General features: G+C 63.5%; 15 protein-coding genes. 6 read left to right on the top strand and 9 right to left on the bottom strand.

Features of this window, described 5'->3' with window-relative positions; all coding sequences use genetic code 11:
* Positions 1-166: 166 nt before the first annotated feature.
* Positions 167-655, bottom strand: a complete 489-nt coding sequence (locus Q0S16_RS25325) for a sigma-70 family RNA polymerase sigma factor (protein WP_295854979.1) — start codon at positions 653-655, stop codon at positions 167-169.
* A 208-nt stretch (positions 656-863) separates the two neighbouring features.
* On the opposite strand from Q0S16_RS25325, the gene fabI reads away from it, so the two are divergent.
* The 4 genes from fabI (at position 864) to Q0S16_RS25305 (ending at position 4,838) form a co-directional block, all read left to right on the top strand.
* Entirely contained in the window at positions 864-1,682 is an 819-nt protein-coding gene (gene fabI / locus Q0S16_RS25320; RefSeq protein WP_295854976.1) for an enoyl-ACP reductase FabI, read from the top strand.
* 127 nt (positions 1,683-1,809) lie between these two features.
* Positions 1,810-2,409 carry a histidine phosphatase family protein gene (locus Q0S16_RS25315; protein ID WP_295854984.1) on the top strand — a complete coding sequence of 200 codons (600 nt, stop codon included), beginning with the start codon at positions 1,810-1,812 and terminating at the stop codon, positions 2,407-2,409.
* 113 nt (positions 2,410-2,522) lie between these two features.
* Entirely contained in the window at positions 2,523-3,608 is a 1,086-nt protein-coding gene (gene aroC, locus Q0S16_RS25310) for a chorismate synthase (protein ID WP_295854972.1), read from the top strand.
* A gap of 51 nt (positions 3,609-3,659) precedes the next feature.
* Positions 3,660-4,838 carry an adenylate/guanylate cyclase domain-containing protein gene (locus Q0S16_RS25305; protein ID WP_295854967.1) on the top strand — a complete coding sequence of 393 codons (1,179 nt, stop codon included), beginning with the start codon at positions 3,660-3,662 and terminating at the stop codon, positions 4,836-4,838.
* 107 nt (positions 4,839-4,945) lie between these two features.
* Here the strand turns inward: Q0S16_RS25305 and clpS are convergent, their stop codons facing one another.
* Positions 4,946-5,251 carry an ATP-dependent Clp protease adapter ClpS gene (gene clpS / locus Q0S16_RS25300; protein WP_295854964.1) on the bottom strand — a complete coding sequence of 102 codons (306 nt, stop codon included), beginning with the start codon at positions 5,249-5,251 and terminating at the stop codon, positions 4,946-4,948.
* A gap of 180 nt (positions 5,252-5,431) precedes the next feature.
* Between clpS and Q0S16_RS25295 the strand changes: the two genes are divergently transcribed.
* Positions 5,432-6,274 (top strand): DUF1194 domain-containing protein, encoded by an 843-nt coding sequence (locus tag Q0S16_RS25295; RefSeq protein WP_295854962.1) that lies wholly within the window; start codon positions 5,432-5,434, stop codon positions 6,272-6,274.
* A 188-nt stretch (positions 6,275-6,462) separates the two neighbouring features.
* Here Q0S16_RS25295 and Q0S16_RS25290 read toward each other — a convergent pair whose 3' ends face one another.
* The 7 genes from Q0S16_RS25290 to Q0S16_RS25260 form a co-directional block, all read right to left on the bottom strand.
* Positions 6,463-7,701: a methyltransferase gene (locus Q0S16_RS25290; protein ID WP_295854960.1), complete on the bottom strand. Its 1,239-nt coding sequence runs from the start codon at positions 7,699-7,701 to the stop codon at positions 6,463-6,465.
* The gene (locus tag Q0S16_RS25285; RefSeq protein ID WP_295854957.1) at positions 7,694-8,449 is read right to left on the bottom strand and encodes a TlyA family RNA methyltransferase; all 756 of its coding nucleotides are present in this window, start codon (positions 8,447-8,449) and stop codon (positions 7,694-7,696) included. The genes Q0S16_RS25290 and Q0S16_RS25285 overlap by 8 nt, the downstream gene beginning before the upstream one ends.
* Entirely contained in the window at positions 8,449-9,000 is a 552-nt protein-coding gene (locus Q0S16_RS25280) for a nucleoside 2-deoxyribosyltransferase (protein WP_295854955.1), read from the bottom strand. Before Q0S16_RS25280 ends, Q0S16_RS25285 begins: the two co-directional genes overlap by 1 nt.
* A 144-nt stretch (positions 9,001-9,144) precedes the next feature.
* Positions 9,145-11,070: a 1-deoxy-D-xylulose-5-phosphate synthase gene (dxs, locus tag Q0S16_RS25275; protein ID WP_295854951.1), complete on the bottom strand. Its 1,926-nt coding sequence runs from the start codon at positions 11,068-11,070 to the stop codon at positions 9,145-9,147.
* 346 nt (positions 11,071-11,416) lie between these two features.
* Positions 11,417-12,703 carry a hypothetical protein gene (locus Q0S16_RS25270; protein WP_295854948.1) on the bottom strand — a complete coding sequence of 429 codons (1,287 nt, stop codon included), beginning with the start codon at positions 12,701-12,703 and terminating at the stop codon, positions 11,417-11,419.
* An 80-nt stretch (positions 12,704-12,783) separates the two neighbouring features.
* Entirely contained in the window at positions 12,784-13,035 is a 252-nt protein-coding gene (locus Q0S16_RS25265; protein WP_295854943.1) for an exodeoxyribonuclease VII small subunit, read from the bottom strand.
* Positions 13,036-13,105: 70 nt separating this feature from the next.
* Positions 13,106-14,032: a histone deacetylase family protein gene (locus Q0S16_RS25260; RefSeq protein ID WP_295854940.1), complete on the bottom strand. Its 927-nt coding sequence runs from the start codon at positions 14,030-14,032 to the stop codon at positions 13,106-13,108.
* A 383-nt stretch (positions 14,033-14,415) separates the two neighbouring features.
* Between Q0S16_RS25260 and Q0S16_RS25255 the strand changes: the two genes are divergently transcribed.
* Positions 14,416-16,866 (top strand): EAL domain-containing protein, encoded by a 2,451-nt coding sequence (locus Q0S16_RS25255; RefSeq protein ID WP_295854935.1) that lies wholly within the window; start codon positions 14,416-14,418, stop codon positions 16,864-16,866.

Genomic DNA, 16,866 nt, shown 5'->3' with positions numbered 1-16,866 from the left:
CCCCTTGTGGGAGAAGGTGGCCCGGACGAAGTCCGGGTCGGATGAGGGGTTCTGCACTCGCGATTACCCCTCACCCGTCCGCGCGGCGCGCGGCCACCCTCTCCCACAAGGGGAGAGGGAAGGAAGAATGAGCGCGCCGGCGCGCGATCTTTGGAATGCATCCCCATCACTTCACCGCCCTGAGCGCCGGGCGCTGGCCTTCGAGATAGGCCTTCACATGGGCGCGCGCGCGGGCAAGGCGCGACATCACGGTGCCGATCGGTACGCTCTGGATGTCGGCGACCTCGCGGTAGCTCAGCCCTTCCAGCATCACCAGCAGCAGTACCGAGCGCTGATCTTCCACCAGCGAAGCCAGCGCCCGGGCGATGTCGCGGCCCTCGGCCTCGGTTCCCGACGCGTCGGCATTGTTGTCGAACAGTTCGGTCATCAGCGGGCGCCGCGCCAGCGAGCGGCGGCGATTGCGGTTGAGGTTGGTCAGGATGGTGTAGAGCCAGCTGCGCAGATCGCCGCCAATGAACAGTTTTTCGGAGCGCAGCGCGCGCACCAGAGTGTCCTGAACCAGGTCGTCGGCGATGTCGGCGTCCCGCGCCAGCGCCCGCGCGTAGCGGCGCAGCGCCGGAATCATGCTTTCGACGTTCTCGCGAAACCCGCTCATGAAACGCTCGTCATTTGGCTGAAATCCCGCCGGTATCGGTCGGTCATGCAATTCATCGCCACAATTGTCATAACACCTCGATCGCCGCTCTATTCCAGCCATGACGCGGCACGTTCGATCGCGCCATAACCCAGGCCCATTTTGGGCTATACCGGGCACAAGTGCTGGTGTACCCCGAACATTGATTTCGAAGCGGATAGGACGCGATATGGTTGAACCAACAGGCCTGATGCAAGGCAAGCGCGGCGTCATTCTGGGCCTGGCCAACAACCGCTCGATCGCCTGGGGGATCGCCAAATCCTGCCACGCCCAGGGCGCGGAAATCGCCTTTACCTACCAGGGCGACGCGCTGAAGAAGCGGGTCGAACCGCTGGCCGCCGAACTGGGAGGGCTCGTGCTCGGCCATTGCGACGTCACCGATCCCGCCAGCATCGACGCGGTATTCGCGGTGTTACAGGAGAAGTGGGGCAAGATCGATTTCGTGGTCCACGCCATCGCCTTTTCCGACAAGGAAGGCCTCGAGGGCCGCTATGTCGACACCTCGGCGGAGAATTTCTCCAAGACCATGCTGATCTCGTGTTTCTCGCTGACGGCGATCGCGCAGCGCGCCGAGAGACTGATGACAGAGGGCGGCTCGATCATCACGCTGAGCTATTACGGCGCCGAAAAGTGGATGCCGCATTATAACGTGATGGGCGTCGCCAAGGCCGCGCTGGAAGCCAGCGTGCGCTACCTCGCCGCCGATCTCGGCGTGCAGAACATCCGCGTCAATGCGATTTCCGCCGGACCGATCAAGACGTTGGCGGCCTCGGGCATCGGCGACTTCCGCTATATCCTGAAGTGGAACGAACATAATTCGCCGCTGCGCCGTACCACGACCATCGACGAGGTCGGCGACAGCGCGTTGTATCTACTGTCCGACATGTCGCGCGGCGTTACCGGCGAAGTGCATCATGTCGATTCCGGCTACCATGTCGTCGGCATGAAACGCCCCGACGCGCCGGATATCTCGCTGGGCAAGGACTAGCGACGTCGTCTCAACCGTCATTGCGAGGAGCGAAGCGACGCGGCAATCCAGAAAGCCGCGCGCGCGAAAGACTGGATTGCTTCGTCGCAAGGGCTCCTCGCAATGACGATCATTTACGTCCGAGAACATCATGCAACCAACGATCTACTACATCCGCCACGGCCAGACCGAATGGAATGCCGCGGGCCGCTTCCAGGGCTCGCAGGACATTCCGCTCAACGACCTCGGCCGCGAGCAGGCGGCGCATGCCGGCGGCATTCTGAAGGACCTGCTGGCCCGCAACGGTCACGTGCCGCAGGACTTCGGTTTCGTGTCCAGTCCGCTCGGTCGCGCGCGCTCGACCATGGAATTCGTGCGCAGCCAACTCGGCCTGCCGCCGGAGGCCTATGCGCTCGACGACCGGCTGCGCGAAATCGGCTTTGGCCATTGGGAAGGCTTTACGCTGCAGCAGCAGCAGGAGGCCCACCCGGAGGTTTTTGCTGCCCGCCTGATCGACAAATGGGAGCTGCCACCGCCGAACGGCGAGAGCTACGCCTCGGTGCAGTTACGCATGCGCGACTGGTATGAAGGTCTCACCGGCGACACCGTCGCTGTGGCGCATGGCGGGACGGCGCGGGCGCTGATGGTCGCGCTGGGTGTGCAGAGCATCGCTGCGGCTTCGGAACTGCCGATCGAGCAGGGCGCAGTCTACCTGTTCCGCGACGGCGCGATGGCGAAGTATAGCTAGGGTGGGGCTCTTTTTCCTTCTCCCACAAGGGAGAAGGAAGATTCCCCGCTGCGCCGCCATTTGACCCCTCGGATCCGGCGCGTTACCACAACTTCCCGATCAGCGAGCTTCCCATGTCCTTCAACACCTTCGGCCATATGTTCCGGGTCACCACCTTCGGCGAGAGCCATGGGGTGGCGATCGGCTGCGTGGTCGACGGCTGTCCGCCGCTGCTGCCGCTCGATGTCGCCGACATCCAGGCGGATCTCGACCGCCGCAAGCCCGGCCAGTCGCGCTTCACCACGCAGCGCCAGGAAGCCGATATCGTGAAAATCCTGTCCGGGGTGATGCCGCATCCGGAGACCGGCGCGCAGGTCACCACCGGCACGCCGATCGCGCTGATGATCGAGAATACCGACCAGCGCTCCAAGGACTATTCCGACATCAAGGACAAGTTTCGGCCGGGCCATGCCGATTTCACCTATGAGGCGAAATACGGCCTGCGTGACTATCGCGGCGGCGGCCGGTCCTCGGCGCGCGAGACCGCGACCCGCGTCGCCGCCGGCGCCATTGCGCGAAAGATCGTGCCGGGCATGATTGTACGCGCGGCCCTCGTGCAGATGGGGCCGCACAAGATCAACCGGGATAATTGGGACTGGGACGAGGTCGGCAACAATCCGTTCTTCTGTCCGGACAAGGACAAGGCGGCGTTCTTCGAAGGCTATCTCGACGGTATCAGAAAATCCGGCTCGTCGATCGGAGCGGTGATCGAAGTGGTGGCCGAAGGCATTCCGGCTGGCCTGGGCGCGCCGATCTATGCCAAACTCGATGGCGACATCGCCGCGGCCTTGATGAGCATCAATGCGGTCAAGGGCGTCGAGATCGGTGACGGCTTTGGCGCCGCGGAATTGTCCGGCGAGGACAATGCCGACGAGATGCGGATGACGAATCATGGCGCGTCATTTCTTTCCAACCATGCCGGCGGCGTGCTCGGCGGCATTTCCACCGGCCAGCCGGTGGTGGCGCGCTTCGCGGTGAAGCCGACCTCGTCGATCCTGGCGCCGCGCAAGACGATCGATCGCGCCGGCGCCGACACCGATATCCTGACGAAAGGCCGCCACGACCCCTGCGTCGGCATCCGCGCCGTGCCGGTCGGCGAAGCCATGGTCGCCTGCGTGATGGCCGACCACTTTTTGCGCCATCGCGGCCAGGTGGGCTAGTCTCACAGCTATGCCCGGGCGTGGCGTCCGGTCCGTTCGCGAGAGCCCGTCATGTCAGCCGATGCGATCACCGAAATCACCGACTGGCTGACCGATGGCGCCCGCTCTTCGCCAACGCCTGCCGGGATGATGGCGGAGTGCTGCGAACGCCTGACTGCCGCGGGCCTGCCGCTGTGGCGAGTGGGGGTCTTTCTGCGAACGTTGCACCCGGAAATCTTCGGCCGCAATTTCATCTGGCGTCATGGCCAAGAGGTGACCATCGGATCGGTGGACTTCGATATACAGGAATCGCCCGAGTTCAAGCGAAGTCCGCTGGCGATCGTGTTTCAGGAGGCCGCCGAGGTGCGGTGCCGGCTCGACGATCCCGGCAACAACAATTTTCCGTTTTTCAACGATATGCGCGCCGAGGGCGTCACCGACTATATGGCGATGCCATTGCTGTTCGTCGGTGGACGGGTCCACGCGTCGAGCTGGACGACCAGACAGCCCGGCGGGTTCAGCGACCGACAATTGACCGATCTCAAGCGGGTGGTGCCGCCGCTGACCCGGCTGATCGAGGTGATAGGTCTGCGGCGCGTGGCCTCGACGCTGCTGGATACCTATGTCGGCAGCCGCGCCGGCGAGCGCATTCTCGGCGGACAGATCCGCCGCGGCCATACCGAGACTATGCACGCCGCGATCTGGCTGTCAGACCTGCGCGGCTTCACCGCACTGTCCGACCGGCTGCCGCCCGAGCAGATCGTCGAAATCCTCAACCTGTACTTCGACTGCCAGGTCGCGCCGATCCTCGCTCACGGCGGCGAGGTGCTGAAATTCATGGGCGACGGGCTGCTCGCCGTATTCCCTGTTGATGGAAACGAGCAGGAAGTCTGCGCGCGCGTACTGGCCGCGGCGACCGAGGCGCGCGCCAACGTGGCGGCATTGGAATATGCCAGCGCGGACAACGTGACCGAACGCTTCCGCTTCGGCGTTGCTTTGCACGTCGGCAAAATTCTCTATGGCAACATCGGCGGTGGCAACCGGCTGGACTTCACCTGCATCGGCCCGGCCGTCAATCTGGCCGCGCGGCTGGAGAAAATTGCCGGCCGTCTCGGCCGCACCATCGTGGCGTCGTCGGCCTTTGCCGACATCGGCGGCGAGGGGTGGGAGAACCTCGGTGAGTTTCCGATCGCCGGATTTGTGAAGGCTGAGTACGTCTATGGGAGAGTGGAAGAGACGCAGGCCGGTTAGAATACTTGCCCCGGACGCGATGCGATACGAAATATCGCTTCGAAGATCCGGGATCCCGGCTCGGCGCAGTGGCGCGAGGGTGCCGCGGCGCGTCCGGGAAACGAGGTCTACTCCTCCGGCTCGGTGGTGAACAGCAGCGGATAGCCCTTGGCGCGGCCGGCGTCGGTGGCGCGCGTGGCTTTGGTTTCGGCGACGTCGCGGGTGAACACCGCGACCACGCAGGCGCCGAGCTTGTGCGCGGTGATCATCACCTTGTGGGCCTCGTCCTCGGTCATCTTGAACTCCCCCTGCAGCACCCGGGTCACGAATTCGCGCGGGGTGAAATCGTCGTTGACGAGGATCACCTTGTACAGCTTCGGGCGTTCGACCTTGGGTTTGGCCTTGGTGCGGGGCGTCGTGACGGTCGCGGGCATTCAGCTACAACTCCGGAGCGCTGAGCGGCGGATGCGGCATCATAATGGCACCGGTGAAAGCTGTCGATCCGCACGCCAGCGTTGCGGCACGCCTGACCTGATTGTGAACGCATGCGCCGGTTCCTGCTTTGCGATCCGTCATTTGCATGTCACGATCGCGGTCTCGACGGGAGGGCCGCTATGCGCTGGTGTGTCTCGATTGGAGCGGTACTGGTCGCGGGAGCGTTCGCCGGAGGTGACGTCGCGAGTATCGCCGCGCCGGGGCCAAGCTTCCAATTGTCCGAGGCCAAGCCTGATCCTGTCGTCGATGTCGAGCTGGTGCTGGCGGTCGATGTCTCCTATTCGATGGACATGGAAGAGCTGGCGATCCAGCGCGAGGGCTATGCCCAGGCGATCGTCTCCAAGGAATTCCTGGCTGCTTTGAAGACCGGGCCGACCGGCAAGATCGCCGTCACCTATTTCGAATGGGCGGCCTCCACCGACCAGAAGGTGATCATTCCCTGGCGGGTGATCGACGGCCCGGAATCCGCCGACGCGGTGGCCGCCGAAATCATGAAGACGCCGATTCGCCGCGCCTCGCGCACCTCGATTTCAGGGGCGATCTACTTCGCCATGCCGCTGTTCGAGGAAAACGCGCTGCATGGCCTGCGCCGCGTCATCGACATTTCCGGCGACGGGCCGAACAATAATGGCGCGCCTGTCACCCTCGCGCGCGACGAGGCGGTCTCGAAAGGCATCGTCATCAACGGCCTGCCGATCATGGCCAAGGAGCCATCCTATTCGACGATGGATATCGAGAATCTCGATTGGTACTATGAGGATTGCGTGGTCGGTGGCCCCGGCTCGTTCGTGGTGACCATCAAGGAGCGCGACAAGTTCAAGGAAGCGATCCGCACCAAGCTGGTGATGGAAGTCGCCGGTCTGGTGCCGGAGCCGCGCGCGATTCCAGTCGCCGGCCCGCGCGAATCGCGGGTCAATTGCATGATTGGCGAGAAGATCTGGCAGGACCGCTGGGGAAGGTGAGCGTTCAGGTTGTAAAGTGGGTTTAGGCGCCCTTGCGCCGTAACCCACCGGCCGATTTGCGATGGAGAAGGGCGGTGGGTTACGCGCCTCGCGCTAACCTACCCTATCATTACTTTGTGGGACCCTTCATCCGTCGCGGCCTCCGGCCGTGCCACCTTCGCCCACAAGGAGGGAAGTAAGAAGCGCGACTACCTTCTGAACCTTGCCACCAACTCCACATGCGGGGTGTGCCTGAACTGGTCGACCGGCGTGACACTGTCGATCCTGTAGCCGCCGTCGATCAGGATCTTCGCGTCGCGCACGAAGCTCTGCACGTTGCAGGAGACGGAAACCACGGTCTTGACCTTGCTGGCGGCGAGCTTCTCGGCCTGCGCCTGCGCCCCTTGGCGCGGCGGATCGAACACGACGCAATCGACATCGCGCAGTTCTTGCGCAACCAGCGGGCGATGAAACAGGTCGCGCACGGCGGCTGTGATCGGCTTCAGGCCGGACGTGTCTTTCACCGCCTGCCGCAGCGACAGGATCGCGCCTTCGTCGGAGTCGTAAGCCATGACGCGTGATTTCGCGGCGAGCCGCAGCGCGAACGGTCCGACGCCGCAGAACAGGTCGACGATCAGCTTCGAGCCCTTGCAGGCTTTCACGACCAGTTCCGCTAGCGCTTCCTCGCCGGCGGCGGTGGCCTGCAGGAACGAGCCCGGCGGCAGCACCACCTGCGCCTTGCCGACCGTGATCATCGGCGGCGTGCGCATCAGCACCAACTCGCCGTGGCGCGTGAGGCGGGCGAGCTTGTATTGCTCGGCGAGCAACGACAGCCTGGCGATCAGCGGCGTCGGCAGCGGGCCGGTGCCGCGGACATCGACGTCGAGGCCGTTGCTGGCCGCCGTGACCTGAATATCGAGCGGCTTATCGGTCGGCTTCAGCAACAGCGCGATCGCGCGGGCGACGTCGAGCGCGCCCTTCAGGCCGGGGTCGAGGATCGGGCAATCGTCGATCGCCACGATGGCGTGGCTGGCGGCGGCGGAGAAGCCGACGCGAATCTCATTGTCGCCGCCGCGCCTGGCATGCGCCGTGATGCGGCGACGGCCGGCGCCGTGGGCGTCGATGATCGGATCAACCGGGCATTCGATGCGCGCATGCGCCAACGTATCGACCACGATCTGGCGCTTCCAGGCCTGATAGGGATCAGGCTGCCAGTGCTGGATCGCGCAGCCGCCGCAGCGCCCGAAATACTGGCAGAACGGCGTGATACGCTCCGGGCTGGCGGTCTCGACGTGTTCGAGTTTGCGGCGCTCCGCATGGCCGGGGACGAGCGTTGCCTCGACTGCCTCGCCGCCGAGCGTATACGGCACGAATACCGTGGCGCCGCCCGCATAGGCCACGCCGTCGCCACGTTGGCCGACATGGTCGATGGTCAGGCGTTCACCCACGGCGGGCACCGAGGAAGAATTCGAGATTGCCGTCGCCGCCGGCGATGGCTGAGGGGAAGATTTCAATGTCGGTACAACCCTGTGTCGCCGCGAATGCCGCGATATCGTCGCACACCGCCTGGTGTACAGCCGGATCCTTGATGATGCCGCGCTTGGTATTTTGCCGCGGCGCCTCGAATTGCGGCTTGATCAGCGCCAGCAGATGCATGGGCGAGGCCGCCAGCGACAGCGCCACCGGCAGCACCGCCTTCAGCGAGATGAAGCTGACGTCGATGACTACCACGTCAGGGCGCGCCGGCAGTCGCTTGTTTTCATAGGCGCGAATGTCGGTCTCTTCCAAGGATACGATCTTCGGATGGCCATGCAGCGACGGATGCAACTGGCTGCGGCCGACGTCGATCGCGAACACCAGGCTGGCGCCGTTCGCCAGCAGCACCTCGGTGAAGCCGCCGGTGGAGGCCCCGACGTCGAGGCAGACATGATCCTCGATCTCGACAGGGTAGCGCTCCAGCGCGCCGGACAGTTTGACGCCGCCGCGCGACACCCAAGGGTGCGCCGGCTCGGCCTGGATGATCGCGTCCTCGGCGATGCTCTCGGATGCCTTGCCCACCAGCCTGTCGTCAGCGATGACCAGCCCGGCCTCGATCGCTGCCTGCGCCCGGGCGCGGCTCTCGAACAGGCCGCGCTCGACCAGCAGCAGGTCGGCGCGTTTTCGCGGGGTCGGCGTGTTGATGCTGCGTTTGGCCATCAGCGCGCGGCGCGGTCGGCGGCGAGCCGCACGCAGGCCTCGAAGGCGGTGAGGTCGTGCCAAGGGTCCGCGGGCTTTTCGCGCGGCAGGACCAGCGGCGCGCCGTATAGCTCGAGCGCGTGGATCATCATCAGATTGTCGGTGTGGCCAAAGTCTTCCACGGTGAGGCCTTCGGCATCGATTCGGCGGCCGTCCTGTGAGGTGACATTGGTGCGGCTGCGCACGCGGTCGACATAGAGCGTCGGATCGTTGGCGTATCCGAAACAAATTTTCCCGCGACCAGCCATGAAACCGAGTTCGTAGACCGTGCCGGCATCGGCGCCGGGGCCGCGGAACGGCGTCAGATTGGCGATGATCGCGTCGGCCTCGGTCATCATGGCCTCGTTGCCGCGAAAAATCTGGAGCGAGGCATTGGGCGCAAAAAGATCAACGGAATTATCGAGCGGGTAGAGCCCGGTCAGGCCATGGCGCGCGCAAATCTCGACCTTGCGGCGGCCGATGGCGACGGCGTCCGGCAGGAACACGTCGGGGCCGGCGAGGTAGATTTTCATGAAAGACGCCTTCTCGTCGTTCCGGGATGCACTTCGGTCGGCGAAGCCGGCCGGAGGGCAGACCCGGAACCTCGAAATGTTTTGAACATGTCGAGATCCCGGGTTCGATCGCGGCTTGCGCCGCGCTCGCCCCGGAATGACAGCTCAGGCCAGCTTCACGGTCTCGGCGGTAAAATCCTTGCCGAGGGTCTCGAACACCTTGGTGACGATGCCCTTGGCGTCGAGGCCGGCGCGGCCATACATCGCGGCCGGCGAATCATGGTCCTGGAACACGTCGGGGAGCACCAGCGAACGCATCCGCAGGCCGCCGTCCAGCATGCCGCTGTCGGACAGGAACTGCATCACGTGGCTGCCGAAGCCGCCGATCGAGCCTTCCTCGATGGTCAGCAGGATCTCGTGGTCGCGCGCCAGCTTCAGGATCATGTCTTCGTCGAGCGGCTTCATGAAGCGCGCATCGGCGATGGTGGTGGACAGGCCATGAGCGGCCAGTTCGTCGGCGGCCTTCTCGCATTCGGCGAGACGGGTGCCGAACGACAGCAGTGCGATCTTGGTTCCCTCGCGGACAATGCGGCCCTTGCCGATTTCCAGCGGGATACCGACTTCCGGCATCTCGACGCCGCGACCTTCGCCGCGCGGATAGCGCAGCGCGCTGGGGCGGTCATTGATGGCGACCTGGGTGGCGACCATGTGCACCAGTTCAGCCTCGTCCGAGGCCGCCATGATGACGAAACCGGGCAGACAGCCGAGGTAGCAATTGTCGAACGACCCGGCATGGGTGGCGCCGTCGGCGCCGACCAGACCGGCGCGGTCGATGGCGAAGCGCACCGGCAGGCCCTGGATCGCCACGTCATGGACGATCTGGTCATAGCCGCGCTGCAGGAAGGTCGAGTAGATCGCGCAGAACGGCTTGTAGCCTTCGGTGGCGAGGCCGGCGGCGAAGGTCACCGCATGCTGCTCTGCGATGCCGACGTCGAAAGTGCGATCCGGGAATGCCTTGTTGAAGATGTCGACACCGGTACCCGACGGCATCGCCGCGGTGATGGCGACAATCTTGTCGTCCTTCTCGGCTTCCTTGACGAGCGAGGCGCCGAACACATTCTGGTAGGAGGGCGCGTTCGGCTTGGACTTGGACTGCGCGCCGGTGGCGACGTCGAATTTGACGACGGCATGGTACTTGTCCGCGGCCGCTTCCGCCGGGCCGTAACCCTTGCCCTTTTGCGTCACGACGTGGACCAGGATCGGGCCGGTCTCCATATCGCGGACGTTCTGCAGCACCGGCAGCAAATGGTCGAGATTATGGCCATCGATCGGGCCGACGTAATAGAAGCCGAGCTCTTCGAACAGGGTGCCACCGCCGGCCATGAAGGCACGGGAATACTCTTCAACGCGCTCGGCGCGGTCGGCGATCACCTTCGGAAGGTGCTTGCCGAGCTGCTTGGCGGCTTCGCGCAGCGAGCGGTAGGTCTTGCCCGAATACATTCGCGACAGATAGGCCGACATCGCGCCGACCGGCGGGGCGATCGACATGTCGTTGTCGTTGAGGATCACGATCAGGCGGGAATTCATCGCACCGGCGTTATTCATCGCCTCATAGGCCATGCCGGCTGACATCGCGCCGTCACCGATCACGGCGATAACATTGTTCTTGCCGCCCGACAGGTCACGGGCGACGGCCATGCCGAGGCCGGCGGAAATCGAGGTCGAGGAATGCGCGGCGCCAAACGGATCGTAGTCACTCTCGGTGCGCTTGGTGAAGCCGGACAGACCGCCCGGAGTACGCAGTGTACGGATGCGGTCGCGGCGTCCGGTCAGGATCTTGTGCGGATAGGCCTGGTGGCCGACATCCCAGATCAGGCGGTCGCGCGGCGTATCGAAGACGTAATGAATCGCCGTCGTCAGCTCGACGACGCCGAGGCCGGCGCCGAAATGGCCACCGGTCACCGACACCGCGTCGATGGTCTCCTGACGCAACTCGTCGGCGACCTGGCGGATCTGCTCGACCTTCAACTTGCGGAGGTCTTCCGGAGTCTTGATGGTATCGAGCAGAGGTGTCTTACTAAAATCGGTCACGGCACTATTCCAATTTTACATGTCCGGGGCTGCGCCTGACATCGGAGCAGGCCGGCGCTCGCGCACAGCCACTCTCCCGACACCGCAGCCTCCAGAACCGGGAAGCCTTGTTCGAGGCCTTATAATGGGCCCCGCTGTTTGACTGTGATATCTAGCACATTCAGCAGCCCCGTCCGTCCGAACATTTCGCCAGACGGTTGAAGCGCTTATAAACGTTAACAGGCGGCATTTCAGCCTGACCGTCAGCGCATAGTCTCAGTCCCTTTACACCATAGCGGCGGCCAAAGCCAACCGCCGCGCCGCCAGTTTTGGCAGATCGGAATCGGGGCCATATGTGCGTAGGCGATTACCCGAGGCGGCGAATCACCGGTTCCGGCTTGTCGTTAAGAGCGCTGTTCGGGCCCAGATCGAGCTTTTGCCATGCATTTTCGCGGGTCTGTGGCTCCGTGGACGCCATCGCGAGCGCCGCTGCGGGCTGGTTGACGCGTTCCTTCAATGGCACCGGGCCGCACACGATCATGTAGAAATCATAGGCATGCGGGCGCTCATTGGCCATGACGAACTGGAAATGCACCCGGAAGAACTTCCAGCGGAAGCGCTCGTAATGCTCTGGCCGGATGATTTCGCGGAACCGGACCGGGACGATCGTCGGGTTGCGCTTGGCTTTACCGGCGTCGATGCCGTGGCCGGCAACAGGGTCAAACGGGAAAAAGTTCATCACGTCCTTGCGCGACTGGCAGTCGATCCAGTCGATCGATGGCTCGATCGCCAGCCGTCGCAAATTGTCGCGAAAGCCGGTGGCGGCGCGGTGAAAACCGACAATGGGCATGTTGCCGCCCAGCGTCAGCAGCACCATGCGAGGCCCGTGGCGGCCAAGCTCGGGATCGAGCTTCAAGGCGCTGGCGAGTATTTCGGAGCCGAGGAACGAGCCGGAGCTGTGGCCGACCAGTACGATCTCCTGCGCGTCGCTGGTTTGGGCGACAGTAACCAGATGCCGCGCAAAGCGATCGATCCGGGCGTCCCAGTCAGGCCGCTGGCCGTGGGAAAACTGCCAGGTGAAGATCGTGTCGGACATCAGATACAGCAGATAGCTGAGGTTCTCGGTGGTTTTCAGCAGCGTGCCGAGCACGGCCACAAATACGGCCAGCGCGCTGGCGCCGACCAGAAAGCCGTGGATTCCGAGCCATTGCAGCCCGAATCCAAACGCCCAGGCCACACCGGCGGACCAGATCGCCTCGTTGAGGAGCAGGATATGCGGGTAGCTGATGAAGGTGGCGAAGCGCCAGTGCGCCGACCAGAACCGTCCCATGGTGCCGGAAAATACCAGCCGCCAGTAGATCGCGATGGCGTAAGCCAGCGTTTTCCAGATCGGCCAGGCCAGGTCGCGCTGGATCAGATCTTCCCAGCGCAGGAAGTCGTAATCGGTCCGGGTCTGCCAGCCGTCGCCGGCGGTTTCGATGGTCCAGGAGGCGGATTCGCCGTCGGGCGGGCCCTTTGGCCGGCTGACCGTGGTGGCAAGGTTGTACAGCCGCCCGAACTTGCGAAGTTCGGTACGAAACATGCGGTAATACTGCGCGAGGCCCCGCGGATCGTATCCCTGTACATAGATGACATGACGGTGCTGGACGCGCACGCTGGTTCCCCGAACTGACAGCGGACTATAAGGAGCCCGATAGATGCGCCAAGCGCTAATTCGGCGGCGGATGCCAAAGGTTATTCTACGTCGAGCGGCTCGGTGCCGGTGACCTTGCCGTTTGAATCCGTGGTGATCTTGTCGACCCGGGCTTCGGCATGGCGCAGCAATTCATCGCAGCGTCGTTTAAGGGCTTCCCCACGCTCGTAAATGGCCACCGATTCTTCCAGCGGAACCTTGCCGTCCTCCAGCCGCTTCACGATGGTTTCGAGTTCCTCGATCGCGCGTTCGAAGCTCAGCTTCTTGACGTCCGCATAGCTGGGTTCGGCCATATCTCGTTCCTGATCGCGCCGGGCCGGCGCGGGTTCGACTGCATGTTTGAGGGCGGAGTGTAACGGGGAATCAATCGCCCATCAGCGCGGTGACATGGGCTGCCACCGATTCCTTCAACCCCTGAAGATCATAGCCACCCTCGAGCACCGAGACAATGCGACCGCCGGCGCTCTTGTCAGCAACGTCCATCAGCTTGCGGGTGACCCAGCCGAAATCCTCTGCGTCGAGATTGAGCGAGGCGAGCGGATCACGGCGATGCGCGTCGAAGCCGGCGGAGATGATGATCAGCTCGGGCGCGAATTTCCGCAGCTGCGGCAGGATCAGGTTCTCGAACGCGGCGCGAAACCTGGCGCCGCCGTCGCCATCGGCCAGCGGCGCATTCACCACGGTATCGTGCTCGCCGCGTTCGCCGGACGCGCCGGTACCGGGAAACAACGGCATCTGGTGCGTCGAGCAGTACATCACCGTAGGATCGGACCAGAAGATGTCCTGCGTTCCGTTGCCATGGTGGACGTCAAAATCGACTACCGCCGCCCGGGTTATGCCATATGTCCGTTGCGCATAACGCGCGGCGATCGCGGCGTTGTCGAAAAAACAGAAGCCCATCGGCTTGTTGATCTCGGCATGGTGGCCGGGCGGCCGCGTCGCCACAAAGGCGTTGTTCGCCGTACCCTTCATGACCGCGTCGGTAGCAGCCACCGCGCCGCCGACGCCGCGCATGACGGCTTCCCAAGTGCCGGGCGACATCGACGTATCACCATCGAGATAGATCAGTCCGCTGGACGGGGCCAAGTGGCGGAGTTCTTCGACATAGTGGCCATCGTGACACAGGCCGACGACGTCGAGATCGCCTTCCGGCGCCTCGCCGCGCACCAGTGCGTTGAAACGGTCTTCGCCGAGCGTTTGCGCCACCGCGCGCAGCCGATCCGGTCGCTCGGGATGGCCAGGTGGCGTCTCGTGAGCAAGGCACGCAACATGCGTCAGCAAAAGCGTCATGCGGAATCCCGGAAAGCGCGTCATGCGCTGGTATAATGAGGCGACAACATAATCGGTTACGGTCGGTTCCGAAAGAGGGAACAGGTAGTTCCGGCGCAACGCCGCCCGCGGCATCGACCCGCTCCGCGCATTCACGGTGTTTATTTCCGCTATCAAATCGCTTCGCAGCCAGCCGCGACGAAACCCCCGTAGTTGCAACTACTGCCATCAAATAAGTGATGGCTTCTTTCAGGTTGCGTTCATTGCAATTCGCGACGCTACAACCACAGCCTGAAACAAAAGCGCACGTTAAGGGGCGTCCGGTATCGATCATACATCACGGGATGAATTCCGTGAGGACGTGATGCAGGCATTCTGCGGTAGTAAGCTCAGATGTGTGAACTGTGAAAATAGCAGAAGGCCGTTTTCCCTTGCTGCGTTCGGTGGGGCCGTTCACGGCCATCGTACTGTTGCAGGCGCTGCTCGCGGGCATCAGCATGGATACGCTGACGTCGGTACGAGCGTATGTCGTCGGCGAAAGCCTGTGGTCGAAGGGACAGAAGGAGGCGATCTACTCGCTCAGCCTGTATGTGGAGACCGGCGAGGAAAAATATTACCGCCGCTATCAGTCGACGATCTCGGTTCCTCTTGGCGATCGCATCGCACGGCGGGCGCTCGAACAACAGCGCCCGGACCCGCAAGCCGCCTATGACGGCTTCCTGCAGGGCGGCAATCACCCCGAAGATATTCCCGGGATGATCTGGCTGTTTCGAAACTTCAGCGAAGTCCGCTATCTCGCCCGTGCCGTGCAGAGCTGGCGCGAGACCGACGCCGTGATCCAGGAACTGGTCGATCTTGCCGATGTCATTCATGCCGATCTCGCGCGCGGCACCCTCGGACCGATGCGCATGGCCGCGCGAAAGGCGCAGATCGACGACATCAACGAGCGTACGACGCCACTGGCGGTGGCATTTTCCCAGCATCTCGGCGTCGGATCGCGGGCCATCAAGACCCTGCTGATGATCGCCAACTTGATGACCGCGGCATTGCTGATTCTGCTCGGAAGCTGGCGTATCGGCATCCTGCTGACGCAGCGACAGCGCTTCGAGTACGCGTTGAAGAGCGAGAAAGAGCGCGCACAGGTGACGCTGTCGTCGATCGGTGAGGCCGTCATCAGTACCGACGCGCGGGGCTGTGTCGACTACATGAACCCGACCGCCGAGCGCCTGATCGCCACGGCCGCCGCGGATGCGCAGGGCCGCGGGCTGTCGTCGCTATTCCGCATCGTCGATCCCGATAACAGCGCGGACAAAGACGATGAGGCTGACCAGCTGATTAATCAGATTCTGGCGGGCAAGGCGGTCAGCGCCGGAATCCGTTCGCATCTGCTGATCCGTGGCGATGCAAGCTCGGTCCCGGTGTCGTGGGTGGCCACGCCGCTGCGGCGCGACGCCGAGAATTCTGGTACCGTACTGGTGTTGCATGACATGACGCTGGAGCAGGAGTATCTGTCGCGGCTCGCCTTCCAGGCCTCGCATGACGAGCTCACGGGTCTGGCCAATCGTCGCGAATTCGAGCGACGGCTGGAGGAGGCGCTGCCGCTGATCGATGCCGCGGCGCATCCATCGGCGCTGATGTTCCTTGATCTCGATCAGTTCAAGGTCGTCAACGACACCTGCGGACATGCCGCGGGCGACAAGCTGCTGCGCCAGGTGTCCGGCATGCTGGAGAAATATCTGCGCGAGGGTGACCTGCTGGCACGGCTCGGCGGCGATGAGTTCGCCGTGCTGCTGGAGAACTGCGAGCCGGAGCGCGCGGCCATGATCGCCGAGCGGCTGCGCCATACCGTGGAAGAGCTGAATTTCGTCTGGAACAACCGCGCCTTCAACGTCACCGTCAGCATCGGGCTGGTCTGTCTCTCGCAGTCGAACGAGACACTCGAGGAGGCGCTGCGCGCCGCTGACGTGGCTTGCTACATGGCCAAGGAAAAAGGCCGCAACCGGGTGCAATTGCATCAGGCCACCGATTCCGAACTGCTGCAGCGGTTTGGTGAGATGACCTGGGTGCAGCGTATTCACGAAGCGCTCGACCAGGACAGGTTCTGCCTTTACGCGCAGAAGATCATCGGCCTCAGCGACGATAGCGACAAAGGCCTTCATATCGAGGTTCTGCTGCGGTTGCGTGACGAGACCGGGCAATTGGTGGCGCCCGGGGTCTTCATTCCCGCCGCCGAGCGTTACGGCCTGACGACGCTGATCGACCGCTGGGTTGTGTGCAATTCCTTCGCTGTCCTGGCGGCCCGGATGGCTGAACGGGAGGCCGATCCGATCGTCACCTGCGCCATCAACTTGTCCGGGGCCTCGTTCCGCGATGACGGTTTTCTGCAATATATCCGCGAGCAGCTACGAGTTTACGGCATCCCGCCGACCATCATTTGCTTCGAGATCACCGAAACCAGCGCCATCGCCAACCTCGCCGAAGCCAGCACCTTTATTCGCGCGCTGCGGGACGTCGGCTGTCGCTTCTCGCTCGATGACTTCGGCAGCGGCATGTCGTCTTTTGCCTATCTGAAGCATTTGCCGGTGGACTATCTCAAGATCGACGGCAGCTTCGTCAAGGACATGCTGATCGATCCGATCGATCGGGCGATGGTGGAGATGATCACCCATATTGGCAAGATCATGGGCAAGCGCACCGTCGCGGAATTCGTCGAGAGCGAGGAGATCATCACGGCGCTAAGCGAGATTGGCGTGGACTACGCGCAAGGCTATGCGATTGGCAGGCCCGAGCCGTTCGACATCTATGGCGAGTTCGCCGGCGCCTCGCGTCCGGCAATGCGGCGCATCGTGGCGTAG

This window comes from Tardiphaga sp. (assembly GCF_025356345.1).
Classification (GTDB): domain Bacteria; phylum Pseudomonadota; class Alphaproteobacteria; order Rhizobiales; family Xanthobacteraceae; genus Tardiphaga.
The sequence above is the reverse complement of the archived record's forward strand: the minus strand, read 5'-3'. Positions and strand labels throughout refer to the sequence as shown.

Bases quoted from the DNA above. Each gene is read 5' to 3' on its own strand.
- Q0S16_RS25325 (WP_295854979.1), bottom strand. From the start codon at position 655: ATGAGCGGGTTTCGCGAGAACGTCGAAAGCATGATTCCGGCGCTGCGC.
- fabI (WP_295854976.1), top strand. From the start codon at position 864: ATGGTTGAACCAACAGGCCTGATGCAAGGCAAGCGCGGCGTCATTCTG.
- aroC (WP_295854972.1), top strand. From the start codon at position 2,523: ATGTCCTTCAACACCTTCGGCCATATGTTCCGGGTCACCACCTTCGGC.
- Q0S16_RS25305 (WP_295854967.1), top strand. From the start codon at position 3,660: ATGTCAGCCGATGCGATCACCGAAATCACCGACTGGCTGACCGATGGC.
- clpS (WP_295854964.1), bottom strand. From the start codon at position 5,251: ATGCCCGCGACCGTCACGACGCCCCGCACCAAGGCCAAACCCAAGGTC.
- Q0S16_RS25295 (WP_295854962.1), top strand. From the start codon at position 5,432: ATGCGCTGGTGTGTCTCGATTGGAGCGGTACTGGTCGCGGGAGCGTTC.
- Q0S16_RS25285 (WP_295854957.1), bottom strand. From the start codon at position 8,449: ATGGCCAAACGCAGCATCAACACGCCGACCCCGCGAAAACGCGCCGAC.
- Q0S16_RS25280 (WP_295854955.1), bottom strand. From the start codon at position 9,000: ATGAAAATCTACCTCGCCGGCCCCGACGTGTTCCTGCCGGACGCCGTC.
- Q0S16_RS25265 (WP_295854943.1), bottom strand. From the start codon at position 13,035: ATGGCCGAACCCAGCTATGCGGACGTCAAGAAGCTGAGCTTCGAACGC.
- Q0S16_RS25260 (WP_295854940.1), bottom strand. From the start codon at position 14,032: ATGACGCTTTTGCTGACGCATGTTGCGTGCCTTGCTCACGAGACGCCA.